At 72.2% G+C, this 24,031-nt stretch carries 21 protein-coding genes and 1 tRNA gene; 9 read left to right on the top strand and 13 right to left on the bottom strand.

Annotated elements, in window-relative coordinates; genetic code table 11:
• Positions 1-30 precede the first annotated feature (30 nt).
• On the top strand, positions 31-3,342 hold the full coding sequence (locus tag ACFYZS_RS28935; protein ID WP_389018671.1) for a S41 family peptidase: 3,312 nt from the start codon (positions 31-33) through the stop codon (positions 3,340-3,342).
• A gap of 92 nt (positions 3,343-3,434) precedes the next feature.
• Here the strand turns inward: ACFYZS_RS28935 and ACFYZS_RS28930 are convergent, their stop codons facing one another.
• The 4 genes from ACFYZS_RS28930 to ACFYZS_RS28915 form a co-directional block, all read right to left on the bottom strand.
• The gene (locus tag ACFYZS_RS28930; protein WP_389018668.1) at positions 3,435-3,608 is read right to left on the bottom strand and encodes a hypothetical protein; all 174 of its coding nucleotides are present in this window, start codon (positions 3,606-3,608) and stop codon (positions 3,435-3,437) included.
• A 76-nt stretch (positions 3,609-3,684) separates the two neighbouring features.
• The gene (locus ACFYZS_RS28925) at positions 3,685-4,578 is read right to left on the bottom strand and encodes an SDR family oxidoreductase (protein ID WP_389018665.1); all 894 of its coding nucleotides are present in this window, start codon (positions 4,576-4,578) and stop codon (positions 3,685-3,687) included.
• Positions 4,575-5,552, bottom strand: a complete 978-nt coding sequence (locus ACFYZS_RS28920) for an alpha/beta fold hydrolase (RefSeq protein ID WP_389018663.1) — start codon at positions 5,550-5,552, stop codon at positions 4,575-4,577. The genes ACFYZS_RS28925 and ACFYZS_RS28920 overlap by 4 nt, the downstream gene beginning before the upstream one ends.
• On the bottom strand, positions 5,549-7,075 hold the full coding sequence (locus ACFYZS_RS28915; RefSeq protein WP_389018975.1) for a flavin-containing monooxygenase: 1,527 nt from the start codon (positions 7,073-7,075) through the stop codon (positions 5,549-5,551). Before ACFYZS_RS28915 ends, ACFYZS_RS28920 begins: the two co-directional genes overlap by 4 nt.
• Positions 7,076-7,223: 148 nt before the next feature.
• Here ACFYZS_RS28915 and ACFYZS_RS28910 point away from each other — a divergent pair, with 148 nt between their 5' ends.
• The gene (locus ACFYZS_RS28910; protein WP_389018660.1) at positions 7,224-7,943 is read left to right on the top strand and encodes a MerR family transcriptional regulator; all 720 of its coding nucleotides are present in this window, start codon (positions 7,224-7,226) and stop codon (positions 7,941-7,943) included.
• Here ACFYZS_RS28910 and ACFYZS_RS28905 read toward each other — a convergent pair.
• Positions 7,925-8,728, bottom strand: coding sequence for an exodeoxyribonuclease III (locus ACFYZS_RS28905; RefSeq protein ID WP_389018657.1), 804 nt, complete (start codon positions 8,726-8,728; stop codon positions 7,925-7,927). The genes ACFYZS_RS28910 and ACFYZS_RS28905 overlap by 19 nt on opposite strands.
• A 38-nt stretch (positions 8,729-8,766) precedes the next feature.
• Here ACFYZS_RS28905 and ACFYZS_RS28900 point away from each other — a divergent pair, with 38 nt between their 5' ends.
• Positions 8,767-9,264, top strand: a complete 498-nt coding sequence (locus ACFYZS_RS28900) for a GNAT family N-acetyltransferase (protein WP_389018654.1) — start codon at positions 8,767-8,769, stop codon at positions 9,262-9,264.
• A gap of 162 nt (positions 9,265-9,426) precedes the next feature.
• Here the strand turns inward: ACFYZS_RS28900 and ACFYZS_RS28895 are convergent.
• The 7 genes from ACFYZS_RS28895 to galU all read right to left on the bottom strand — a co-directional run bounded on the left by ACFYZS_RS28895 (position 9,427) and on the right by galU (position 14,801).
• Positions 9,427-9,500, bottom strand: a tRNA-Ala gene (locus ACFYZS_RS28895).
• Between the two features lie 76 nt (positions 9,501-9,576).
• Entirely contained in the window at positions 9,577-10,614 is a 1,038-nt protein-coding gene (locus ACFYZS_RS28890; protein WP_389018651.1) for a hypothetical protein, read from the bottom strand.
• A 154-nt stretch (positions 10,615-10,768) separates the two neighbouring features.
• Positions 10,769-11,359: a GNAT family N-acetyltransferase gene (locus ACFYZS_RS28885; RefSeq protein WP_389018648.1), complete on the bottom strand. Its 591-nt coding sequence runs from the start codon at positions 11,357-11,359 to the stop codon at positions 10,769-10,771.
• Positions 11,360-11,376: 17 nt separating this feature from the next.
• Positions 11,377-11,967, bottom strand: a complete 591-nt coding sequence (locus ACFYZS_RS28880) for a molybdenum cofactor biosynthesis protein B (protein ID WP_389018973.1) — start codon at positions 11,965-11,967, stop codon at positions 11,377-11,379.
• 32 nt (positions 11,968-11,999) lie between these two features.
• Entirely contained in the window at positions 12,000-12,479 is a 480-nt protein-coding gene (moaC, locus tag ACFYZS_RS28875; protein WP_389018645.1) for a cyclic pyranopterin monophosphate synthase MoaC, read from the bottom strand.
• Positions 12,480-12,553: 74 nt separating this feature from the next.
• Positions 12,554-13,894: a gephyrin-like molybdotransferase Glp gene (gene glp / locus ACFYZS_RS28870; RefSeq protein ID WP_389018642.1), complete on the bottom strand. Its 1,341-nt coding sequence runs from the start codon at positions 13,892-13,894 to the stop codon at positions 12,554-12,556.
• A gap of 4 nt (positions 13,895-13,898) precedes the next feature.
• A complete protein-coding gene (galU, locus tag ACFYZS_RS28865) occupies positions 13,899-14,801 on the bottom strand; it encodes a UTP--glucose-1-phosphate uridylyltransferase GalU (RefSeq protein ID WP_389018639.1) in 903 nt (300 codons plus the stop codon).
• Between the two features lie 96 nt (positions 14,802-14,897).
• Here galU and ACFYZS_RS28860 point away from each other — a divergent pair, with 96 nt between their 5' ends.
• Positions 14,898-15,512 carry a 5-formyltetrahydrofolate cyclo-ligase gene (locus tag ACFYZS_RS28860; protein ID WP_389018636.1) on the top strand — a complete coding sequence of 205 codons (615 nt, stop codon included), beginning with the start codon at positions 14,898-14,900 and terminating at the stop codon, positions 15,510-15,512.
• Positions 15,513-15,518: 6 nt separating this feature from the next.
• Here the strand turns inward: ACFYZS_RS28860 and ACFYZS_RS28855 are convergent, their stop codons facing one another.
• Complete coding sequence (locus ACFYZS_RS28855) at positions 15,519-18,368, bottom strand: penicillin acylase family protein (RefSeq protein ID WP_389018633.1); 2,850 nt, start codon at positions 18,366-18,368, stop codon at positions 15,519-15,521.
• Positions 18,369-18,657: 289 nt separating this feature from the next.
• On the opposite strand from ACFYZS_RS28855, the gene ACFYZS_RS28850 reads away from it, so the two are divergent.
• The 5 genes from ACFYZS_RS28850 to ACFYZS_RS28830 all read left to right on the top strand — a co-directional run bounded on the left by ACFYZS_RS28850 (position 18,658) and on the right by ACFYZS_RS28830 (position 23,693).
• Positions 18,658-20,115 carry a potassium/proton antiporter gene (locus ACFYZS_RS28850; protein WP_389018630.1) on the top strand — a complete coding sequence of 486 codons (1,458 nt, stop codon included), beginning with the start codon at positions 18,658-18,660 and terminating at the stop codon, positions 20,113-20,115.
• Between the two features lie 417 nt (positions 20,116-20,532).
• Complete coding sequence (locus tag ACFYZS_RS28845) at positions 20,533-21,867, top strand: MFS transporter (protein ID WP_389018627.1); 1,335 nt, start codon at positions 20,533-20,535, stop codon at positions 21,865-21,867.
• 67 nt (positions 21,868-21,934) lie between these two features.
• The gene (locus ACFYZS_RS28840) at positions 21,935-22,228 is read left to right on the top strand and encodes an FmdB family zinc ribbon protein (protein WP_389018625.1); all 294 of its coding nucleotides are present in this window, start codon (positions 21,935-21,937) and stop codon (positions 22,226-22,228) included.
• A gap of 83 nt (positions 22,229-22,311) precedes the next feature.
• Entirely contained in the window at positions 22,312-23,175 is an 864-nt protein-coding gene (locus tag ACFYZS_RS28835; RefSeq protein WP_389018622.1) for an S-methyl-5'-thioadenosine phosphorylase, read from the top strand.
• On the top strand, positions 23,172-23,693 hold the full coding sequence (locus ACFYZS_RS28830) for a hypothetical protein (RefSeq protein WP_389018619.1): 522 nt from the start codon (positions 23,172-23,174) through the stop codon (positions 23,691-23,693). The genes ACFYZS_RS28835 and ACFYZS_RS28830 overlap by 4 nt, the downstream gene beginning before the upstream one ends.
• Positions 23,694-24,031 lie beyond the last annotated feature (338 nt).

Raw genomic sequence — 24,031 nt, 5'->3', positions numbered from 1 at the left:
AGCCCCCCTTGGCGCGGAAAGCATTGTGGGGTGAGTCACGACGGCGCGTACCTCCGCTTCCCGCACCTCCACGACGATCTGCTGTGCTTCGCGACCGAGGACGACCTCTGGGTCGCCCCGCTGGTCCCCGAGGGCGAGGCCCCCGGCCGGGCCTGGCGGATCACGGTCGACCGGACCAGGGTCGGCCACCCCCGGTTCTCCCCCGACGGCCGGCACATCGCCTTCACGAACTGGCGCAGCCTCGACCCCGAGATCCACCTCGCCCCGGTCGCCGGCGGCCCGGCCCGCCAGCTCAGCTACTGGGGCGCCACCGACACCCGGGTCTGCGGCTGGACCCCGCCCGACAAGGACGGCCGCAGCGACATCCTCGCCGTCTCCTCGCACGGGCAGCCCTTCTCCTACTACGCCTGGGCCTACAGCGTGCCGACCGACGGCTCGCCCGGCGGCAAGCTGCCGTGGGGCCCGGTCTCCGACATCGCCGTCCACGACGAGCCGGGCGGGGAGCGGCGCACCCTACTGCTGACCGGCAAGCCCCCGCACGAGCCCGCCGCCTGGAAGCGCTACCGCGGCGGCGCCACCGGCCGGCTGTGGCTGCACGGCAAGCAGCTGATGGAGCACGTCGAGGGCCACCTCGACGCCCCGATGTTCGTCGGCGGACGCATCGCCTTCCTCTCCGACCACGAGGGCATCGGCAACCTGTACTCCTGCCTGCCCGACGGCACCGACCTGCGCCGCCACACCGACCACGAGGAGTTCTACGCCCGGCACGCCTCCAGCGACGGCTCCCGCGTCGTCTACCAGTGCGGCGGGGACCTCTGGCTCGTCGACTCCCTCGCCCCCGAGGCCGCCCCGCGCCGGCTCGACGTCCGGCTCGGCGGTCCCCGCGCGGGCCGCCGTACCTACCAGGTCCCGGCCGCCAGCCACGTCGACTCGCTCTCCGTCGACGCCACCGGCCGGGCCAGCGCCGTCGTCGTCCGCGGCAGCCTGTACTGGCTCACCCACCGCGACGGGCCCGCCCGGACCATCGCCGACACCCCGGGCGTACGGGTGCGGCTGCCCGAAATGCTCGGCAGCAGCGGGCAGGTCGCGTACGTGACGGACGCGGAGGGCGAGGACGCGATCGAGATCGCCTACCTCCCGCGGGCCTCCGGGGACCGGGAGCCGCGCCGGCTGGCCTCCGGCGAGCTGGGCCGCGTACTGGAGCTGCTCTCCGATCCCGACGGGGAGCGCCTCGCGATCGCCTCCAACGACGGGCGGCTGCTCCTCATCACGGTGCCCGATGACGAGGCCGGCGCCCCGGGGAGCGGGGAGTCGGGGGCAGGGGAGGTCACCGAGCTGATCCGGTCCGTCAACGGGCCCGTCACCGACCTGGCGTTCTCGCCCGACGGGGCCTGGCTGGCCTGGTCGCACCCGGGCATCGGGCGCTCGCTGCGGCAGATCAAGATGGCCCGGATCTCCGGCCCGGGACCGCGCTCCGTCGTGGACGTCACCAACGGCCGCTTCGAGGACGAGAATCCGGTCTTCACGCGCGACGGCCGCTACCTGGCCTTCCTGTCCTGGCGCGGCTTCGACCCGGTGTACGACGTGCACACCGGCGACCTGTCCTTCCCGCTGGGCTGCCGCCCGTACCTGGTGCCGCTGTCCTCGGCGACCCCCTCTCCGTTCGCGTTCACCCCCGACGGGCGCCCCGCGGCGGGCGGACTCGACCCGGGCGAGGGCGAGTCCGCCGAGGGCGAGGGCACCGTCATGGTGGAGCTGGAGGGGCTGGAGAGCCGTGTCACCCCGTTCCCGGTGACGGCGTCGAAGTACTCGGCCCTCTACCCGGTCAGCGGCGGCGGGCTGGTGTGGCTGCGCTGGCCGATCTCGGGCGCGCTCGGCGAGACCTTCGCCAACCCGACCGACACCAGCGGCAAGCCCACCCTGGAGCACTTCGAGATCACCAAGGCGCGCAAGAGCGAACTGGCCTCCGGGCTGGACTGGTTCGCGGTCAGCGGCGACGGCACCCGGCTCGTCGTCAACGACGACGGCGACCTGCGCGCGGTCCCCTCGACCGAGTCCGGCGACAGCGACTCCACCGTCTACCTGGACCTGCGCCGCATCCTGCACGAGGTGGATCCGGCCGCCGAGTGGCGCCAGGCCTTCGAGGAGGCCGGGCGGCTGATCCGCGCGTACTTCTGGGAGCCGGACATGTGCAACATCGACTGGGACGGGGTGCTGCGCCAGTACCGCCCCCTGGTCGAACGGGTCGCCTCGCCCGACGAGTTCGCGGACCTGCTGCGCGAGGTGCTCGGCGAGCTCGGCACCTCGCACGCGTACGTCTCCCCCGCGCGCCGCAACGAGGGCCCGCCGCACTACCACCGGCCGATCGGGCTGCTCGGCGCCAACTTCGTGCCCCGCGAGGAGGGCTGGACGCTCGCCCGGATCCTGCCGGGCGAGTCCTCCGACTCCAAGGCCCGCTCCCCGCTCGCCGGCACCGGGATCCGGGAGGGCGCCGTGCTGACGCACATCGACGGGCGGCCGGTGGACCCGGTGGCCGGACCTTATCCGCTGCTCGCGGCGGCCGGCGGCACCACCGTCGAGCTGACCTTCGTACCGGCCGAGGGCGAGGGGCGGGCCCGGCGGGTGGCGATCGTGCCGCTCATCGACGAGCGGCCGCTGCGCTACCAGGACTGGGTGTCCAAGCGGCGCGCGGTGGTCCGGGAGCTCAGCGGCGGCAAGTGCGGCTACCTGCACATCCCCGACATGGGCGGCTCGGGCTGGGCGCAGTTCAACCGGGACCTGCGGATGGAGATGTCCCGGCCGGCGCTGATCGTGGACGTGCGCGGCAACGCGGGCGGGCACATCAGCGAGCTGGTGGTGGAGAAGCTGACCCGCTCGATCCTCGGCTGGGACCTGACGCGCAACGCCCAGCCGGTCAGCTACGCCTCCAACGCGCCCCGCGGTCCGATCGTGGCGCTGGCCGACGAGGCGACCTCCTCGGACGGGGACATGATCACGGCGGCCTTCAAGCTGCTCGGGCTCGGCCCGGTGGTCGGCCAGCGCACCTGGGGCGGGGTGGTCGGGATGACCGGCCGGCACACCCTGGGCGACGGCACGGTGATCACGGTGCCGATGAACGCCGCCTGGTTCCCGGAGTACGGCTGGTCGGTGGAGAACCACGGCGTGGAGCCGGACCTGGCGATCCTGCGGACCCCGCTCGACTGGGCGGAGGGGCGGCACGCGCAGCTGGACGACGCCGTGTTCCTGGCGGTGGAGCTGCTGGAGCAGGAGCCGGCCGCGGTGCCGCCGGGGTACGCGGACGTACCGGACCTGAGGCGGCCGAAGCTGCCGCCGCGGCCGTAGGGCGCCCGTTTGCGCAGAACACGCGGAAGGGGCCCGGCCTGTGCAGCGCACGGGCCGGGCCCCTTCCTCGCTTCCGTGACGAACTCCGGGCGTCAGAAGTCCCAGTTGTCGTCGAGCTCGTCGTGGACCTTTTCCTTCTTCTTCTTGGCCGGCTCGGAGGCGTGCGCACCGCGCTTCGACGCCTCGTCCTTGGCGCTCCTGCCGGCCTCGTCGGCCTTGTCCTTGAGCTCGCGCGCCTTGTCCTGGAACTGGTCCTTGATGCCCATGCTGTTCACTCCTGGAGGGGTGTAGGGGACCGGGCTGCGACCAGATTTGCACGAGGGGACAAAGCTCGCATTTCGATCAATGACGCTCCGTGCCCGGTGTCCGTTCCCTCTCGTCGGCGGCGCCCCCGGCACCCACCAGCCCCCGGGAGACGCTCGTCAGCCTCGGCTCGAAGCGCTTCATCTCCCGCTGCCCGACGGTCGCGATGATCCCGGGCAGGTAGCCGCGCACGCCCTGCATCCCGCGCAGCCACCACTGCGCGTACACGTGCGGCGAGCGCCGCTCGATGCCGGCCACGATCCGGTCCACGGCCGGGCCCAGCGGGTACGTGCGGTTCGCCGGCCACGGCAGCCGTCCGCGCAGCTCCCGCATGACCTCGTCCTGGTCGGCCCCGCGCACCATGTCGGTGTCGGTCCAGGAGAGGTAGCCGACGCCCACCCTGACGCCCTTGTACCCGACTTCGGCGCGCAGGCAGTGCGCGAAGGCCTCGACGCCCGACTTGGAGGCGCAGTACGCGCTCATCATCGGCGCCGGCGTGATCGCGGCGAGCGAGGCGATCTGGAGGAAGTAGCCGCGGCTCTCGGCCAGTACGGGGAGGAAGGCGCGGGCGGTGACGGCGCCGCCGATCAGGTTGACCTCGATCACCCGGCGCCAGGCCTCGGGGTCGGAGTCGGCGAACGGCCCGCCGGCGGCGACCCCCGCGTTGGCGACGACGATGTCGACCTTGCCGAAGCGCTGCTTGACCTCCTGCGCGACGCGGGCCATGGCCTCGTGGTCGGTGACGTCGGCGTGCCAGTGCCCGCTGTCGGTGTGCAGCCGCTCGGAGACCTCCTTGAGGGCCTCCGGCTCCAGGCCCACCAGCGCCACCTTCGCGCCGCGTGCGGACAGCTTGCGGGCGAGGAGCTCGCCGACTCCGCGTGCCGCACCGGTGACGACGGCGACCTGGCCTTCCAGGCTCCTGCTCGCGCTCACGGGGTCTTCTCCTTCAGGTCGTCGGTCACGGTCGCCCCGTCGGTCGCGGTCGCCCCGTTCCTCGCGGTCGCCCCGTTCCTCACGTGGACGGTCAGCTCGCGTACGGCGTTGGTGACGGCCTCGGGGGCCTCGATCGGGGTCATGTGCCCCATGCCGGTCAGCTCGGTCAGCCCCACGCAGTGCGGCAGCGCCGCGGCGAGCCCCCGGGCGTGCACGATCGGGGTGAGCCGGTCGTCCTTGCCGCCGATGACGGCGGTGGGCACGGTGAGCGCCGCGAGGTCCGCCTCCAGGTCCAGCCCGGCCAGGACCTCGGACCAGGCGTGCCGGACGCCGGTGGGGCAGGCGTGGACGATACGGGCGCAGGCCTCGACCTTGTCGGGCGCGGACCCGGGGCCCATCGTGGCGTACTTCAGCACCCGCTTGGCGACCGGCGTGACCGGGCCGAGGGGGGCGCGCGCTCCGAGGACCGCGCCGGTGATGCGGGTCCGTACGCGCCCCGGGCGCAGGGGCACGACCAGCGCCTCCGCGACCAGCCGGGCGCTGCCGGTGCTGCACAGCAGCGCGGCGGCGGCGTGCTCGGCGAACTCCGGCCGCCCCGCGGCGGCCATGATCGTCATGCCGCCCATGGAGTGCCCGGCGACGACCGCCCGCTCGCCGGGTGCCAGCGTCGCCCCGAGGACCGCCACGAGGTCGTCGGCGAGGGCGTCGGTTCCGTAGCGGGAGGCGGCGGGGCTGCGCCCGTGCCCCCGCTGGTCGTACGCGATGACCCGGTGGTCCTGGGCGAGCTCGCGGATCTGCGCGGCCCAGAAGGCGGTGGAGCAGGTCCATCCGTGCGCCAGCACCACGGCCGGCGCGCCCTCCTCCCCGTGCTCCTCCACGTGCAGCCGGGCCCCGTCGGCCGATACCGCGACGAGCTCCCGCCGGGCGGCGGGCGGGGCGTACCGCCCGGAGGTGACGTGCGCGGGCCGGCTCACGCGGCGCCCTCCGCGCTTTCGGCGCCGGCGGGGACCCGCTCGGCCCCGGCCTCCCGGAGCCTGACGACCTCGTACTCGGACAGGTCCACGCTCCGCGTCTCCTTCCGGAACTCGCCGGTGGTGCCCGGCCACACCGTCGTGTTGCGCCCCTGCGCGTCCAGGTACCAGCTGGTGCAGCCGCCGGTGTTCCACACGGTCCGCTCCATCCGGGTCTGGACGTGCCGGTTCCACTGGTTCACGGCCGAGGGCCGGGCCGCGAGCGCGACCCGCCCGCCCAGCACGTTCAGCTGGCGCAGGTAGTCCGCCATGTAGTTCAGCTGCGACTCGATCATCAGGATCATCGAGCTGTTGCCGAGCCCGGTGTTCGGCCCGATGATCGTCATCCAGTTCGGGAAGCCGGCGGCCGTCGCCCCGCGCAGCGACTGCATCCCGTCCTTCCAGTGGTCCGCCAGCGTCCTGCCCTCCGCGCCCACCACCCGGTCCGCGATCGGCATGTCCGTCACGTGGAAGCCGGTGCCGAAGACGATCGCGTCGACCTCGGTCTCGGTCCCGTCGGCGGCGACCAGTACCGAGCCCCGGATCTCCTGGAGCCCGGAGGCGACCAGGTCCACATTGGGCCGCGCCAGCGCCGGGTAGTAGTCGCTGGAGAGCAGGATCCGCTTGCACCCGATCCGGTACGAGGGCGTCAGCTTGGCCAGCAGCGCCGGGTCCTTGATCGAGCGCGCCATGTTGGCCTTGGCCAGCGACTCGATGAGCCCGAGCTGGTTCGGCCGCTTGGTGAACGCGCTGACCTGGAGCTCCCGGATCCCCCACAGGAGCCCCCGGCGGGCCGCCCGGGTGAACGGCAGCTGCCGGTGCAGCCAGCGCTCCGCGCCGCTGATCGCGCGGTCGGTGCGCGGCATCACCCACGGCGGGGTCCGCTGGAACAGCGTGAGCCGCTCCACGTCGGGCGCGATGGCCGGCACGATCTGGATGGCCGAGGCGCCGGTGCCGATCATGGCGACGCGCTTGCCGCGCAGGTCGTAGTCGTGGTCCCAGCGCGCGGAGTGGAAGACCTTGCCGGGGAACTCGGCGAGCCCCGGGACCTCCGGCATCTTCGGGTCGGACAGCGGCCCGGTGGCGGAGACCACCACGTCGGCGGTGAGCTCACCGGCCGAGGTCTCGATCTCCCACCTCAGCCGGTCGGCGTCCCAGCGCGCCAGCCGGACCTCGGAGTTCAGCCGCAGGTGGGGGCGCAGGCCGAAGGTGTCGGCGACGTGCTCCAGGTACGCGCGGATGGCCGGCTGCCCGGAGAAGGTCCGCGGCCAGTCGGGATTGGGCGCGAAGGAGAACGAATAGAGATGGGAGGGGACGTCGCACGCGCACCCGGGATAGCTGTTGTCCCGCCAGGTCCCGCCCACGGAATCGGACCGCTCCAGGACGACGAAGTCCGTGATCCCCTCGCGCCGCAGCCGTACGGCCGCGCCCAGCCCGCCGAACCCGGACCCGATCACCGCCACTCGTACGTGCTCGCGCCCGCCCATGCCACCGCTCATGCCCGCCGCCTTCCGCAGCCCCACAGCGCAACACTGCCAGCAATCACTGGCACAATCGGGAGCGTAGAGCAGCTCCGTACTCATGGGTAGAGGTCGCGCCCGGAAAGTTACTGTCGGTACGCCATAGGCTGCGCCTGTGGAAGACACGGAAGCGGGGACGACAGTGCGTGAATACCGTACGGAGGAACTGGCCGAAGCGGCCGGCATCCCCGTCCGCACCCTGCGCTTCTACCGCGAGCGCAAGCTCCTCCCGCCGCCGCGCCGCGAGGGCCGGATCGCCTGGTACGACGAGCACCACCTGGCCCGGCTGCGCACCATCGCCGCCCTGCTGGAGCGCGGCCACACCCTCGGCGGCATCGCCGAACTGACCGCCGCCTTCGAGAACGGGCGCGACGTCAGCCAGCTCGGCGAGCTGCTCGGCATCGGCTGGTCCGAGGAGACCCCCGTACGGCTGACGCCGGAGGCCCTCGCCGACTACTTCGAGGGCGAGGTCACCCCGGAGAACCTGGCGGCCTCCCTGGACCTCGGCTACCTCGCCACCGACGGCGACGAGATCGTGCACGTCAGCCGCCGCCTGCTCGACGTCTCCTCCGCGCTGGTCCGCGAGGGGGTACCGCTCGCGGCGGTGCTGGAGACGGGCCGCCGGGTCCGCGAGCACGCGGACGCGATGGCGGCACTGTTCACCGAGCTGATCTCGGCGCACCTGACGGAGGGGGCACTGCCGCGGCTGCGCCCCCTCGCGAAGAGCGTGGTGGAGGCGGAGCTCACCATGGCGATGGACCGCCTCCTGGCCTCGGGGACCGGGTCCGCGGCCCCGCCCGCGGCTCCGCCGGAGGCTCAGGACCCCAGTTCGTAGACCACGGTCACGGGCGCGTGGTCGGACCAGCGCTCGGGGTGCGTCTCGGCCCGCTCGACGAACGCCTTCACGGCCTTCGCGGCCAGCCCCGGGGTCGCGACCTGGAGGTCGATGCGCCACCCGGCGTCGTTGTCGAAGGCCCGCCCGCGGTAGGACCACCAGGAGTACGGGCCCTCGGTGTCGGGGTGCAGGCTCCGCACGACGTCCACGTACCCGGCGGTGCCGTACACCTCGCCGAGCCACTCCCGCTCTTCCGGCAGGAAGCCGGCGTTCTTGCGGTTGGTCTTCCAGTTCTTGAGGTCGACCTCGTTGTGGCAGATGTTCCAGTCTCCGCAGACGACGACCTCGCGCCCGTCGGCGGCGGCGCGGGCCTTCAGCGCGGTGAGGTAGGGGAGGAACTCCCCCATGAACCGGTACTTCTCGTCCTGCTTCTCGGTCCCGGCCTCACCGGAGGGCAGGTAGAGGCTGGCGACGGTGACACCCGGAAGATCCACTTCCAGGTAGCGCCCGCTCGTGTCGAACTCCGCGCTCCCGAATCCCACCTGCACCCGGTCGGGCTCGCGGCGCGTGTAGAGCGCGACCCCGGCCCGCCCCTTGGCGGCGGCCGGCGCGAACACGGTGTGCCAGCCGTCGGGCTTCCGGACCTCGTCCGGAATCTGCCCCTCCTCGGCCCGCACCTCCTGCAGGCAGACCACGTCGGCGTCCGACCCGGCCAGCCACGGGGAGAACCCCTTCTTGGCGGCCGCGCGGATCCCATTCACATTCACGGAGGTCACAGTGAGCATCCCCGCACCATAACGGGAGCGTTCCGTACGATGTTCCGATGTCTCACGGGATAGAGCTCCGCGTCGTGCCGTACGACCACCCGGACGCCCTCAAACTCAACGACCAGGTCCAGCTCCGCTACCAGGTGCTCTACGGCGGTGAGGGCGATGTCACACCCCTCGACCCGGCGATGTTCGCCCCGCCGAAGGGCCTGTACCTGCTCGCGTACGACGCCTCCGGCGCACCCGTGGCCAGCGGCGGCTGGCGCAGCCAGGACGAGAACGACGAGGGCTACTCGGACGGCGACGCCGAGCTCAAGCGGATGTACGTGATCCCCGAGGCCCGCGGCCTGGGCCTGGCCCGCCGCATCCTGGCCGAACTGGAGGCCGACGCCCGCGCCGCGGGCCGCACCCGCATGGTGCTGGAAACGGGAGACCGGCAACCGGAGGCGATAGCCCTCTACTTCTCCTCGGGCTACACCCCCGCCGAGAAGTTCGGCCACTACCGCGCGTACGACTCCAGCCGCTGCATGGCCAAGCCGCTGCACTCCCCCTGAGCCGCCCGGCCCCGAAACCAACGACTCCCGCCCGGCCTCCCGGCCGGACGGGATCCGCCGCGCCCTTTGCACGGGACTCGCCAAACGCCGAGATCCCGCCCGGTCTTTCGACCTGACGGGATCTCATGACGTTCTCGGGAGCTACCCGCGAACTGTCGTTTGTGGACCTGTGGGGATTTGAACCCCAGACCCCCTCGATGCGAACGAGGTGCGCTACCAGACTGCGCCACAGGCCCTTGCGACGTGTGAAACATTAGCATCCCCGCGCTGGTGCTCCAAAACCGATACCGGGGAGCGTCCGCGCAGGTCCGGTCACTCGTTCGCGGCGCGGGGGCGGTCGTCGCTCTCGTACTGGTCGAACAAGGGCGTGCGGCCGCGCCCCTGGCCCCGCAGGCGGGCGTTGGGGGAGGCCTTCTGCTCCGACTCCTGGTCCGGCGTCGCCTCGGGCTTCGCGGCCGGCGAGGGCTGGGCGCGCAGTCGGGGGTCCGTCGGCTCGGCCGTGCTGGAGCGGGTCGCGCTCCAGGCGTCCGGGGTCACCGGACCGGTGGCGCGCGGGGCGACCGGGGCCGTCACGTACGTCGGCAGCGGGACCGGGACCGGCTCCCAGCTGTCACCGCGGGCGGGGCCGCGCTCCCGCTCGCGCTGCTGGTCCACCCACTCCGCGTGGTCGGTCTGCTCGACCAGCGCGCGCCGTCCGGCCTCCTGCGGGGAGACCGGTGGCGCGGGGTCCGGCTCGGATCCCGCGGCCGCCTCCGGCTCGCGGCGGCGCGGGCGGTTCTCGCGCAGCTGCCGGGCGGCGGCCTCCGCGCGCCGCCGGTCCATCGTGAACTCGTAGCGGCGCCGCTCCTGGACCCGCAGGTGCACGATGTACGCGCTCAGCAGCAGGGCCGGCACGGCGGGCGCCCAGAGGTAGCCCAGGCCGCCGACCGCGGCGACGATCGCGCCGAGCGTGAAGATCAGGAAGAGGAGCGCGGTGGTGCGCCGGCGGCGCGCGAGCACCTGGAGGCGCTGCTCGCGCCGGTGCCGCTCCGCCACGGCCGACCTCGGCTCCGCCCTGGTCGGGGGTACGGCGACGGCCCGGGCGTCGGCGTCCACGGAATTCACCGTTTCCGTCGCGGCGTCCGGGTCCGCACGGCACTCGGGACCCGCCTCCTGGTCGCCGCGTTCACGCAGCCCCTTGGCGTAACGGCGCTCCATTCCCGCCCGGCCGGAAAGCAGCCGAATGGCAGTGGAGAAGCGTTCCGTCGGACGGGCTTCGTTCAGCTCGTCCTGCCTCCGGAGCCACATGGGCACCAAGTAGGCGGCCCAGGCCCCGACAATGACTGCGTAGATGAGGCCGCTGCTGCTCACACCTCACACCGTAGAGGGGCGCGGCCGGGCGGATCCGCCAATTGGGCCGGTGTGTCGCGCGAACCGGCTGATATCACGGACTTTTTTTGTGATTCTTCGGATCAGGTTATGGGCGAATCGGTTCCGCCCCCCATTAATTCGAACAGTTATTCGTTTATGCGCGAGCGCGGTGCCAGCGGCGCAGCAGCCCCTCCTGGACCTCCTCCGCCGTCAGCGCGTACACGAGGTGGTCGCGCCACGCGCCGTCGATGTGGAGGTAGCGCGGCCGCAGCCCCTCCTCGCGGAAGCCCAGCTTCTCCACGACCCGCCGGCTCGGCCCGTTCTCCGGGCGGATGCACACCTCGATCCGGTGCAGCCCGACCTTCGCGAAGCAGTGGTCCACGGCGAGCGCGACCGCCGTCGGCATCACGCCCCGGCCCGCCACCTCGCGGTCGACCCAGTAGCCGACGTGGCCCGCGCACATCGAGCCCCAGGTGATCCCGGCGACCGTCAGCTGACCGACGAGGCGCCCCCGGTACTCGATGACGAACGGCAGCATCCGCCCCGCGTTCGCCTCGGCCCGCAGGTGGCGGACCATCTGCCGGTACGTCGGCCGGTGGATCACCGGCCCCCAGGGCGCGGGCGGCGGAATCGTCGCCTCCCACGGCCGGAGCCAGTCGCGGTTGCGCCGGTTGACCTCGCGCCAGGCGTTCTGGTCCCGCAGTTTTATCGGCCGGAGCGTGACGTCGCCGTCGGTGAGCACCACCGGCCAGGAGGGTCCGTTCAGCTCGCGCTCCCGGAGGGATCCGCCGGTCTGGGGTGGTCGCCGCCCCGGATCTGGTCCACGGCGTGCGGCAGGATCCGGGCCAGGACGGCCAGGCCGTCGCGCACCCCGCCCGTCGAGCCCGGCAGGTTCACGATCAGCGTGTGCCCGGCCACGCCCGCCAGCCCCCGGGACAGGGCCGCGGTCGGCACCTTCGCCAGGCCCTCGGCGCGGATGGCCTGCGGGATGCCCGGGACCTCGTAGTCCAGCACCCGCGCCGTGGCGTCCGGGGTGCGGTCGGTCGGCGAGATGCCGGTGCCGCCGGTGGTCAGGATGACGTCGTACCCGGCGGCCACGCCCTCGCGCAGCGCCTGCTCGACCGGATCCCCGTCGGGCACGACCCGCGGGCCGTCCACCGCGAAGCCGAGCTCCTCCAGCCCCTCGGCCAGCAGTGGCCCGCCCCGGTCGGCGTACACGCCCGCCGAGGCGCGGTTCGAGGCGGTCACCACGAGCCCGCGCCGGGCGCGCCCGGCGTCCGGGGAGGCCGCCGCATCCGGTTCGGCCGCCCTGGCCTCCGCGGCCGGCCCGCTCCCGCCGGCCGCCGAGGGCACGTGGCTGAAGGCGTCGCCGCCACGCGGGGCGTTCACGCGCGGCTCCAGTCGCCGGACTTCCCGCCGGTCTTCTCCTCCACCCGGACGTCCGTGATGACGGCGCCCTTGTCGACGGCCTTCACCATGTCGATCACGGTGAGCCCGGCGACCGCGACGGCCGTCAGCGCCTCCATCTCGACGCCCGTACGGTCGGTCGTCTTGACGGTGGCGAGGATCTCGACGGCGTCGTCGGCGACCGTCAGGTCCACCTTCACCCCGGACACGGCCAGCGGGTGGCAGAGCGGGATCAGGTCGGGGGTCTTCTTCGCTCCCATGATCCCGGCGATCCGCGCGGTGGCGAGGGCGTCGCCCTTGGGCACGCCCTCGCCGCGCAGCAGCTCGATCACCCGCGCGGAGACGAGCACGCGCCCGCTGGCCCGTGCCGTCCGCGTCGTGACGTCCTTCTCCGAGACGTCCACCATCCGGGCCGCGCCGGCCTCGTCGATGTGCGTCAGCCTGCTGTGCGTGGTCATAGATTCGTGCCGCTCCCGCTCCGGGCCCCGCAAGGGCCTGTGTGGTGCAACACGCTACCCGCACCGGCCGTACTTCAGCCGAGCAGGACCACTTCGAGCTCGGCCCCCGGCTCCACCGAGGTGACGTCCTCCGGTACGACCATCAGGGAGTCGGCGTGGGCCAGCGCCGCGATCAGGTGGGAGCCCGATCCGCCGACCGGGCTGACCGTGCCGGCGACCGCGTCGTACGTGCCGCGCAGGAACTGGCGGCGGCCGGCCGGGGAGCCCAGCGCCTTGTCGGCCTTCAGGGTGGCCCGCACGCTGGGCCGGCTGACGTCGTCCAGGCCCATGAGCGCGCGGATCGCGGGGCGCACGAACAGCTCGAAGGAGACGTACGAGGACACCGGGTTGCCGGGCAGGGCCAGCAGGGGGGTGTGGTCGGGGCCGATCGTGCCGAAGCCCTGCGGCTTGCCGGGCTGCATGGCGAGCTTGCGGAAGTCCATCCGCCCGGTGTCGGCCTCCTCGTCGGCGCCGCCCACGGAGGACAGCGCCTCCTTGACCACGTCGTACGCGCCGACGCTCACGCCGCCCGTCGTGACCAGCAGGTCCGCCCGGATCAGCTGGTCCTCGATGGTGGAGCGCAGGGTCTCGGCGTCGTCGGCCACGGCCCCGACCCGGTAGGCGATCGCCCCGGCGTCGCGCGCGGCCGCGGCCAGCGCGAAGCTGTTCGAGTCGTAGATCGTCCCCGCGGCCAGCGACTCGCCCGGCTGGACCAGCTCGCTGCCGGTGGACAGTACGACCACGCGCGGGCGCGGCCGCACCCGTACGGTGCCCCGCCCGATGGCGGCGAGCAGCGCGATCTGCGGCGGTCCGAGCACCGTGCCCGCGGCCAGCGCGAGGTCCCCGGCCTGGACGTCGCTGCCGCGCGCGCGGACGTGGGCCCGCGCCTCGGCGGCCCGGTGCACCCGCACCTCGCCGCCCGCGCCCTCGGGCGCCGTGCTGGCCGGGGTCATGCCGGCGGCCGCGCCGCCGCCCGTGCCGCCGTCGGTCCACTCGACCGGTACGACCGCTTCCGCACCCGGCGGCAGCGGGGCGCCGGTCATGATGCGGGCGGCCTGGCCGGGGCCGACGGTGGGCAGCTCGCCGCTGCCCGCCGCCACGTCCCCGATCACCGTCAGCACCGCGGGGAACTCCTCGCTCGCGCCCTGGACATCGGCCGTACGGACGGCGTACCCGTCCATGGAGCTGTTGTCGAAGGGCGGGAGCGCGACGGGCACGGTGACGTCCTCGACCAGGACACAGCCCTGGGCGTCGAGCAGTTGGAGCTCGATGGGCTCCAGCGGCCGGATCGCGGCGAGGACGTCCGCGAGGTGCTCGTCGACCGACCACAGGCGCTGGGCGGCCCGGCCGGAGTCCTGCGGTGCGCGGCTGCTCAAGGTGCTACATCTCCTCCGTGACGTAACGGTGAAGCCAGGTGCGGAACTCCGGGCCCAGGTCCTCACGCTCGCACGCGAGGCGGACGATGGCCCGCAGGTAGTCCCCGCGGTCCCCGGTGTCGTAGCGGCGGCCCCGGAAGACCACGCCGTGCACCGGGCCGCCCACGCTCTCGTCGGCGGCCAGCTTCTGCAGGCCGTCGGTGAGCTGGATCTCCCCGCCGCGGCCCGGCTCGGTCTCCCGCAGTATGTCGAAGATCGCGGGGTTGAGGACGTACCGTCCGATGACCGCGTAATTGCTGGGCGCGTCCGCCGGGTCGGGCTTCTCGACGAGACCGGTGATCCGGACGACGTCCTCCTCGTCCGTGGCCTCGACCGCGGCGCAGCCGTACAGGTGGACGTTGGCGGGGTCGACCTCCATGAGCGCGATGACCGTGCCGCCGGTGCGGGCGTGGACGTCGGTCATCTGGCGCAGCAGCGGGTCGCGCGGGTCGATCAGGTCGTCGCCGAGGAGGACGGCGAAGGGCTCGTCGCCGACGTGCGGCTCGGCGCACAGGACGGCGTGGCCGAGGCCGCGCGGGTCGCCCTGGCGGACGTAGTGCATGGTGGCGAGGTCGCTGGACTCCTGGACCTTCTTGAGGCGGTCGTCGTCGCCCTTGGCGATGAGGGCCGATTCCAGCTCGTAGTTGCGGTCGAAGTGGTCTTCGAGCGCGCGCTTGTTACGTCCTGTGATCATGAGGACGTCGTCCAGGCCGGCCGACACGGCCTCCTCGACCACGTACTGGATGGCCGGCTTGTCCACGACCGGGAGCATTTCCTTGGGCGTCGCCTTCGTCGCCGGAAGGAAGCGGGTACCGAGACCTGCGGCCGGGATCACGGCCTTCTTGATCACAGGGTGCAACTGAGTCATGGGCAGAACGATAGTGGGTCAAGCGGACCGCCCCGGGCTTGATTCCGGTAAATAGATCCGACATTGCCCCGATTTGAAAGGAATTCAGAGTCAGCTGTGGTAGAGAAACCGCCGAACCCGTCCGAAAAGGCCGCGCTGCGCCGGGAGCTCCTCGCCGCCCGCCGGGCCCTGTCCCCCGATTTCCTGCGCACGTCGGCCGGCGCGCTCTCCCGCTCCGCCTGCGAACTGCCCGAACTGGCCGGTGCGCACACGGTGGCGGCGTACGTCTCCGTCGGCTCCGAACCCGGCACCCGCGATCTGCTGGACGCCCTGCGCGCGGCCGGCAAGCGGGTGCTGCTCCCCGTCCTGCTCCCCGACAACGACCTCGACTGGGCGGTGTACGAGGGCCCGGGCAGCCTCGCCGAGGCCGCGCACCCCGGGAAGATGCGGCTGCTGGAGCCGGCCGGGCCCCGGCTGGGGCCGGAGGCGGTCACCGGCGCCGACGCCGTCCTGCTGCCGGGGCTGGCCGTGGACGGGCGCGGGATGCGCCTGGGGCGCGGCGGGGGCTCGTACGACCGGGTGCTGGCGCGCCTGGCGCGCGCCGGGGCGCATCCCGCGCTGGTCGTGCTCCTGTACGACGAAGAGGTGGTCGCGCGGGTCCCGGAGGAACCGCACGACCACCCCGTTCAGGCGGTGGCCACCCCGTCGGGGGTGGTCAGGTTCACGGCTTGAGGGCCGTCACGGCTTGAGCGTCAAGGTCTCCGTGGTCGCCTTGTCCACGGCCTCCTTGCCGAAGGACCAGTCCAGCAGCTCGCCCTTGGCCCACATGTCCGTCTGGTCGTAGTAGTTGTCGTGGTACGCGTGGCCCGAGGCGCCGGTCAGGTTGATCCAGCGCGACTTGTCCAGGTCGTTGAGGTTCACGACCATGCGCATCGACGGGACCCAGGTGACCCCGTACCCGCTGGAGGCGTTCCAGCCGGTCGCGTTCACGGTGGCCTCGCCGCCGCCCAGGTTCCACGGGCCCCGGTTGAGGAGGTACTGCATGAAGCCGGGGCCCGCGGTGCCGATGGTCTGGTTCTTCAGCGTCAGCTGGTGCAGGCGGCCCCAGCTCCAGGTGGACTGGTCCTTGCCGAGCTTGGCGGTCAGCTCCCAGCGGGCGTCCTTCATGGCCCGCGCGAACAGCTGGTCGCGGGTGGCGGTCGCCGGCTGGTTGCGGGCGGCCGGCGTCTGCCACCAGGCCGACTTCTCGTCCTTGACCAGGCGGCGGACCACCTCGAACCAGCGGTCGCCGCCGTCCGGCTGCGCCGAGTCCGCGTCGCGGGCACCGCACTCGCGGACCGTCTTGGCCAGGTCGTCGACCGGACCGCTGCTCTCCTCCTGGACGTTCATGCAGCTGCCCTCGATCCGCAGCTCCTTCGGCATCTTGTCGCCGAAGGACAGCTTGAGGATGTTGCGCCAGACCGCGTTGAAGTACGCGGCCGCCGCCGAGTCGGGCTCCTGGGTGTAGTTCCAGCCCTCCAGCAGCTTCTGCGCGGAGCGCACGTCCGGGTCCGAGACCTCGATCTTGGCCAGCATCGGGGTCAGCAGCGCGGCGATCTCGCTGCTGTTGTCCATCTGCATGGTGCGCATGTCGTCGGTGGAGATCTTGCCGCTGTCCTTGATCTTCGCCTCGATGAGGTCGTTGATCCGCTGGCTGCGGGCGCCGTAGCCCCAGTCGGTGGTCAGCGTGTACGGGTACTTGCCGGCGCCGGTCCCGCTCTCGACGACCGCCTGGTTCGCGGTGACGATGTAGCCGCGCGCCGGGTTGTAGTCGTACGGCATCTCGTCCTGCGGGACGTAGCCCGCGTTGCCGTCCTTGCCGCCCTTCCAGGCGTACTTGGAGTCCCAGCCGGGGGCCGGCATGCGGCCGTCGCCGGCGCCGCGGATCGGGATGCGGCCCGGGGCCTGGTAGCCGATGTTGCCCTTGGTGTCGGCGTAGATCAGGTTCTGGGACGGCACCTCGAAGTCGCGGGCGGCGGCGCGGAAGCCCGCGAAGTCCTTGGCCCGGTTGATGCCGAAGACCGCGTCCATCGATTTGCCGGGGTCCAGGGCGGTCCAGCGCAGGGCGACGGCGTAGCCGTTGCCGCGGTCGGGGGCCGAGCTGGAGACGGGGGCGCGGCTGCCGACCGTACCGAGCTCGTCGCTGCGGTCGGAGATCAGCGGGCCGTTGTTGGTGGTGCGGACGGTGATCTTCTTGCTCTTGCCGCCCGCGATCTTGATGACCTCTTCGCGGGTCGTGAAGGGGACCACCTTGTTGTCGTAGACGTAGCCCTCGGGCTTGACCTGCTCCAGGTAGAGGTCGGTGACGTCGGCGCCGAGGTTGGTCATGCCCCAGGCGATGTCGGCGTTGTGGCCGATGACCACGCCGGGCATGCCCGAGAAGGTGTAGCCGGCGACGTCGTACTTGCACTGGTTGGAGACCGCGCGGCAGTGCAGGCCCATCTGGTACCAGACCGAGGGCAGCTGCGGGGACAGGTGCGGGTCGTTCGCGAGCAGCGGCTTGCCGGTGGTCGTGTACTGGCCGGAGACGACCCAGGAGTTCGAGCCGATGCCGCTGCCGTTGGGGCCGAGGATCGCGGGAACCTTGTCCAGGGTCTTGGCGAGGGAGGTCAGCGAGGTGCGCAGGCCCACGGTCGCGCCCTGGGCGGTGGTGCCGTCCGCGAGGCCGGTGGGCGCGACGGGGGCGGCGGGGTCCTGCGAGGCGTTGGCCGAGGCCTGCGAGCCGGTGGTGCTGCCGCCGCCGGAGCCCTTGCCGGAGCCCTGGCCCGGGGAGCCGGCGGCCGCGCCCTGGGGGGCGTACTTCCCGCCCTCGATCTTGCCCGCGTCGACGATCGGCTTGTTCCGGTCGAAGGGGTAGGGCGGGTACAGCTCGTCGATCTGCGCCTGCGTGAGCTTGTTGGACATCAGCGCGCGGTCGATCTCGTCCTGCATGTTGCCGCGCAGGTCCCAGGCCATCGCCTTGAGCCAGGCCACCGAGTCCACCGGGGTCCACTGCTCGGGCTCGTAGTCGTCGCTGAGCTTGAGGGCGGAGTGCTCGACGGAGAGGTCCTTGCCGGACTTCCCCTTCAGGTACGCGTTGACCCCGTCGGCGTAGGCCTGCAGGTACTTCTTCGTCTCGGCCGACAGCTTCGTGTCGTACTCGGCCTGCGCGACCTGGCGCCAGCCGAGCGTGCGCAGGAAGGCGTCGGTCTCGACCTGGTCGGGACCGAACATCTCGGAGAGCCGGCCGGAGGTCATGTGGCGGCGGACGTCCATCTCCCAGAAGCGGTCCTGGGCGTGGACGAAGCCCTGGGCGCGGAAGAGGTCGTCGTCGTTGTCGGCGTAGAGCTGGGGAATGCCGTGGGAGTCGCGCTTGACCTCGACGGTCCCGGTCAGGCCGGGGACCTTGAGGGTTCCGGTGGCCTGGGGGAACGAGGCGCGGACGTTGTCCATGCTCCAGTACGTCCCGTACCCGAAGCCCGCGAGGAGCGCCAGGACCAGCACGAGCACGATCAGACGGGCGCGTCGTCCCCTCTTCTTGACGGGAGGGGCGGTTTCGTTGGCGGGCATCGCTGTCCTTAGAGGGGCAGGGTGGTCCTGGGAGTGCTGGGAGCAACCATAGGCGCAGGACCGGGTGCGTTGATCCGCCAGGGGTCGAGGTGACGATGACAGGGCCGAACAGGCGTTTCACAATGTGGTTATCGCGTAAAGGGCGCGTCAAATATTAGGTAAGGTAACGAAGTACCTGCCGATCTTGCCGGACTTGTCGCCTGGAGGAACGTTCCGCCGGGCGACTTGAGGAAAGGGCCGCCCGCTGACCGTCCACACGCTCAATGAGCTCCTGCTGGTCTGCTCGCTCGTGCTGCTCGTCGCCGTCGCGGCGGTGCGCGTCTCTTCACGCAGCGGCCTCCCCAGCCTGCTCATCTACCTCGGCATAGGCATAGCGATAGGCCAGGACGGCATAGGCAACGTCGTATTCGACAATGCCGAGCTGACACAGGTCATCGGCTACGCCGCGCTCGTCGTGATCCTCGCCGAGGGTGGTCTGGGCACCAAGTGGAAACAGATCAAACCGGCCCTGCCGGCCGCGATCGTGCTGTCGTTGGTCGGCGTCGCGATCAGCGTCGGCGTCACGGCCGCGGGCGCGCACTACCTGGTCGGGCTGGACTGGCGGCAGGCCCTGCTGATCGGCGCGGTCGTCTCCTCGACCGACGCCGCGGCCGTCTTCTCGGTGCTGCGCAAGGTGCCGCTGCCCTCCCGGATCACGGGCGTGCTGGAGGCCGAGTCGGGCTTCAACGACGCCCCCGTCGTCATCCTGGTCGTCGCCTTCGCGACGGTCGGCCCGGTGGACCAGTGGTACGTCCTGGTCGGCAAGATCGCCCTCGAGCTGGCGATCGGCGTCGCGATCGGCCTGTCCGTGGGCTTCCTGGGGGCGTACGGCCTGCGGCACGTGGCGCTGCCCGCCTCCGGCCTCTACCCGATCGCCGTGATGGCGATCGCGGTGTCGGCGTACGCGGCCGGCGCGCTCGCGCACGGCTCCGGCTTCCTGGCCGTGTACCTGGCGGCGATGGTGCTCGGGAACGCGAAGCTCCCGCACTGGCCGGCGACCCGGGGGTTCGCGGACGGGCTCGGCTGGATCGCCCAGATCGGCATGTTCGTCCTGCTCGGGCTGCTGGTCACCCCGCACGAGCTGGCGGGGGACTTCTGGCCGGCGGTGGTCATCGGGCTGGTGCTGACGATGGTGGCGCGGCCGCTGGAGGTCTTCGTCAGCCTGCTGCCCTTCCGGCTGCCCTGGCAGGAGCAGGCCCTGATGTCGTGGGCGGGGCTGCGCGGCGCCGTCCCCATCATCTTGGCGACCATCCCGATGGTGACCGGGATCGAGGGCAGCGACCGCGTCTTCAACATCGTCTTCGTGCTGGTCGTCGTCTACACCCTGGTCCAGGGCCCGACCCTGCCCTGGCTCGCACGGAAGCTGGAGCTCGGCGACTCCGACGCGGGCGCCGCCGACCTGGGGATCGAGTCGGCGCCGCTGGAGAAGCTGCGCGGGCACCTGCTGTCCTTCGCCATCCCCGAGGCCTCGCGGATGCACGGCGTCGAGGTGAGCGAGCTGCGGCTGCCGCCGGGGGCTTCGGTGACGCTGGTGGTCCGCGACGCGAAGAGCTTCGTACCGCTGCCGTCCACGGTGCTGCGGCGCGGGGACGAGCTGCTGGTGGTGGCCACGGATCCGGTACGGGACGCGGCGGAGGCCCGGCTGCGGGCGGTGGCGCGGGGCGGCAAGCTGGCCGGATGGCTCGGGACGGGCTCGAACGGCGGCTGAGCGGGGGCGGGCGGGGTCCGCGTGGCCCCGACCTGACTTCAACAGAGCGTTAGAGTGTCGTTCTAATTCTGTGTTTTCGGGGTTTGCGGGCCGTTTCACCCCGCTTTCACTGGCTCCGGAATGCGAACTTCCAGTTAATCGCAGGTGAAGACACTGCATGTCGCCGGAATCACAGGACACACACCCGGTCTGCCTGTACGATTAAGGCACACCACATCGAACCAACTCTGCCTGACGCAGAGCTGGCGCGACCGCAAAGCGGCCGTGGCTCCCTCCCGCAGTGGGCGCCCAGGTATCACTCGGTTCTGCGCAAGAGGACAGCTCTCGGGGCTCCCACATGTACGGGTGCGGTCGCTCACAAGGCGGCACACCGTCCGCAGACGGGGACGCTCTACCAGGCAGCGGAAAGGCCAGGCCGTGACATCCGCGGTCACGACCGACAAGTCCGCACGCCCCGGTTACGGGCAGCTCCTGCGCACGCCCGGCGCCATCGGCTTCGTTCTCCCGGGATTCGCCGCCCGGCTCCCCTTCGGAATGCTGACCATCAGCATTCTGCTGCTCGTCCAGCACACCACCGGCTCCTACGGCAGCGCCGGCATCGTCGCGGCCGTCACCGGCGTCTCGATGGCGCTGTCCGCCCCGGTGATGGGCAAGCTCACCGACCGCCGCGGCCAGAGCGCCGTACTGGTCCCCGTCGTCCTCATGCACTCCGCCGCCGTCAGCACCCTCGTGGCGCTCGCGCTGCTGGGCGCTCCCGTGTGGGCGCTGGCTCTGGCGGCCGTCCCCGCCGGCGCCTCCGTCCCGCAGGTCGGGCCGATGGTCCGAGCCCGCTGGGCCGCCAAGCTGGAAGGCTCCCCGCTGCTGCCGACCGCGGCCGCGTTCGAGTCCGTCACCGACGAGTTCACCTTCGTCGTCGGCCCGGTGCTGGCCACCGCGCTGTGCACCGGCGTCCACCCGGCCGCCGGCCTGATCACCGAGGCCGTGCTGACGCTGGCCGGCGGTCTGGTCTTCGCCGCCCAGCGCGCCACCCAGCCCAAGGTGCACGCCGCCCCGGCCGCCGGCGAGAAGCACGCCTCCGCACTGTCCTTCCCGGGCCTGCGCGTCCTGATCGTGGCCTTCCTCGGCATCGGCGCCGTCTTCGGCGGCATGCAGGTGTCGCTGGCCGCCTTCTCCAACGAGATCGGCAACCCGGGCGCCAACGGCCTGCTGTACGGCATCTTCGCGGCCGGCAACATGACCGCGGGCATCGCCTGCGGCGCCATCGCCTGGAAGATCGGCCCGCGCCGCCGGCTGCTGCTCGGCTACGCCGGCCTCACCGTGGCCGCCTCGGTCCTGTGGACCGCGCACTCGATGATCCTGCTGGGCGCGCTCGGCCTGGTCGTCGGCCTGTGCATCGCCCCGGCCCTGATCACCGGCTACACGATGATCGAGTCCCTGATCCCGGCGAACGCCCGGACCGAGGCCTTCACCTGGCTGACCGGCGCCGTCGCCTTCGGCCAGGCCACCGCCGTGACCCTGGCCGGCCGGCTCACGGACGCGCACGGGTCCTCGTACGGCTTCCTGGTGCCCATGGCGGGCACCGTGCTGGCCCTGGCGACCCTGCTCGCGCTGCGCTCGAGCCTGGCCCCCAAGGCCCCGAGCCGGATCATCAACTCCTCGGCGGGATCGACCGCCGAGGGTGCTCCCGAGGCCCCTGCTGCGCGGGTGAACGAGCGTGGTGTCGGTCACCGCGTGCCGGTGACGGTGGACTGATCGGCCGGAATACGTCACCATGGAACGTCGTTAGCACTCATCGAGTCAGAGTGCCAGGAGGAAATTCGTGCCGACCTACCAGTACCAGTGCACCGAGTGCGGTGAGGGCCTTGAGGCCGTGCAGAAGTTCACCGATGACGCACTGACCGAGTGCCCGAACTGCCACGGACGCCTGAAGAAGGTGTTCTCCGCGGTCGGCATCGTCTTCAAGGGCTCCGGTTTCTACCGGAACGACAGCCGCGGCGCTTCGTCGAGCAGCACGCCTGCCGCCTCGAAGCCGTCGACGTCCGCCGCCGCTCCGGCCGCTTCTTCGTCGTCCTCGACGTCGAGCACGAGCACCGGCTCCACGTCGGCCGCCTGATCCCCGGCCCCGTCAGATCTTCGTAAGGCCCCGCCGCCCTTCCGGGCGGCGGGGCCTTGCGCATGCCCGGTTAGGGTGGCGGCATGGCTAACGCAGAGATCGGTGTCATCGGCGGCTCGGGCTTCTACTCCTTCCTGGACGACGTCTCCGAGGTCGAGGTGGACACCCCGTACGGGCCCCCGAGCGACTCCCTTTTCCTCGGCGAGCTGGCCGGGCGCCAGGTCGCGTTCCTCCCCCGGCACGGCCGCAGCCACAAGGTCCCGCCCCACAAGATCAACTACCGGGCCAACCTGTGGGCGCTGCGCTCGGTGGGCGTGCGCCAGGTGCTCGGCCCGTGCGCGGTCGGCGGCCTGCGCACCGAGTACGGTCCGGGCACGCTGCTCGTTCCCGACCAGCTGGTCGACCGTACGAAGTCCCGCGCCCAGACCTTCTTCGACGGGGAGCCGCTGCCTGGGGGCACCTCCCAGGCCGAAGGCTCTGGGGGAGGGACGGTGCCGAACGTCGTGCACACCACCTTCGCCGACCCGTACTGCCCGGTGGGCCGCTCGGTGGCGCTGGCGGCGGCGCGCGGCCGGGAGTGGGAGCCGGTGGACGGCGGCACGATGGTCGTCATCGAGGGCCCCCGCTTCTCGACGCGCGCCGAATCGAAGTGGCACGCGGCGATGGGCTGGTCGGTCGTCGGGATGACGGGCCACCCGGAGGCGGTCCTCGCCCGCGAGCTGGGGCTCTGCTACACCTCGATGGCGCTGGTCACCGACCTGGACGCGGGTGCGGAGACGGGTGAGGGCGTGTCCCACACCGAGGTCCTGAAGGTGTTCGGCGAGAACGTCGGCCGCCTGCGCGAGGTCCTCTTCGACGCGGTGTCGGCCCTGCCCCCGACGGAATCCCGCGCCTGCCTGTGCACCCACGCCCACGACGGCTGGGACCTGGGCATCGAACTGCCGTGACCGCGGACGCCCTCGACGCGGCCTGGGTCCGGACCTGGGCCGCGGACGTCACGGCGCAGGTGGACAGTGTCCTCGCGGCCTTCGACACGTACTACCCCTTCCCGCCCGGTCGGAACGAGGTCGTCCCGGCCGGCCGCCCGGACCGCGGGGACGCCTCGCCGGGCCGCCCCGGGGCCCCCGGGGTCGCGGCCGATCTGCTGACGTTCTACGGCGTGATCGACGAGGTGGTCCTGTCGGACATCGGCAACGCCTTCTTCGTCCACCCGGCGGACACGGCCCTCGACGACCGCGTGGAGCTCGACGCCGCGGGCGGAGCCGCCGGTGACGCCTTCGTCTTCGCGAGCGACGGCGGCGGAATCCTGTACGCCATCGGACCCGACGGCGGCGTGCACCGCTCGCGGGCCGCCTCGGCGGACAGCGGGTTCGAGCCCGTGACGGACGACCTGCGCGGGTTCCTCGACAGGCTCCGGGACGCGGTGGCTCGGTTCGCCGCCACGCGGACCCCCACGGCGCTCTGACGCTGCTCTGACGCCCTCACACGTACGGAACCGCGTCGCGCGGCGCCGCGTACGGGCCGGGGAGATCGCCGGAGCCCGACGTCCGCTCATTCGTGTGGGTGACGGGGTTGTCCACAGGCTGGGGATCGTCCACAGCCGTGAGCGGGATGGGGCGGGGCGGCGGATCGTGGGGGATGTCCGGGCGCTGGGTCCGGGCTCCGGAACCCGATTCACCGGTGGTGGCCGTCATGTCCAAGCCCTCGTGTTTCTCCTCTCCTCCCGGTCCTTCCTCTCCTTCTCGTTCTTCCGCTCCTTCCAGTCCTCCCGTTCCTTCCACCTGTCCCCCCGCGCGCCCGGTC

It is taken from the genome of Streptomyces sp. NPDC001903 (assembly GCF_042891345.1).
Taxonomy (GTDB): Bacteria; Actinomycetota; Actinomycetes; order Streptomycetales; family Streptomycetaceae; genus Streptomyces.
Note: the sequence above shows the minus strand (reverse complement) of the source record. Positions and strands in the feature narration are given on the sequence as shown.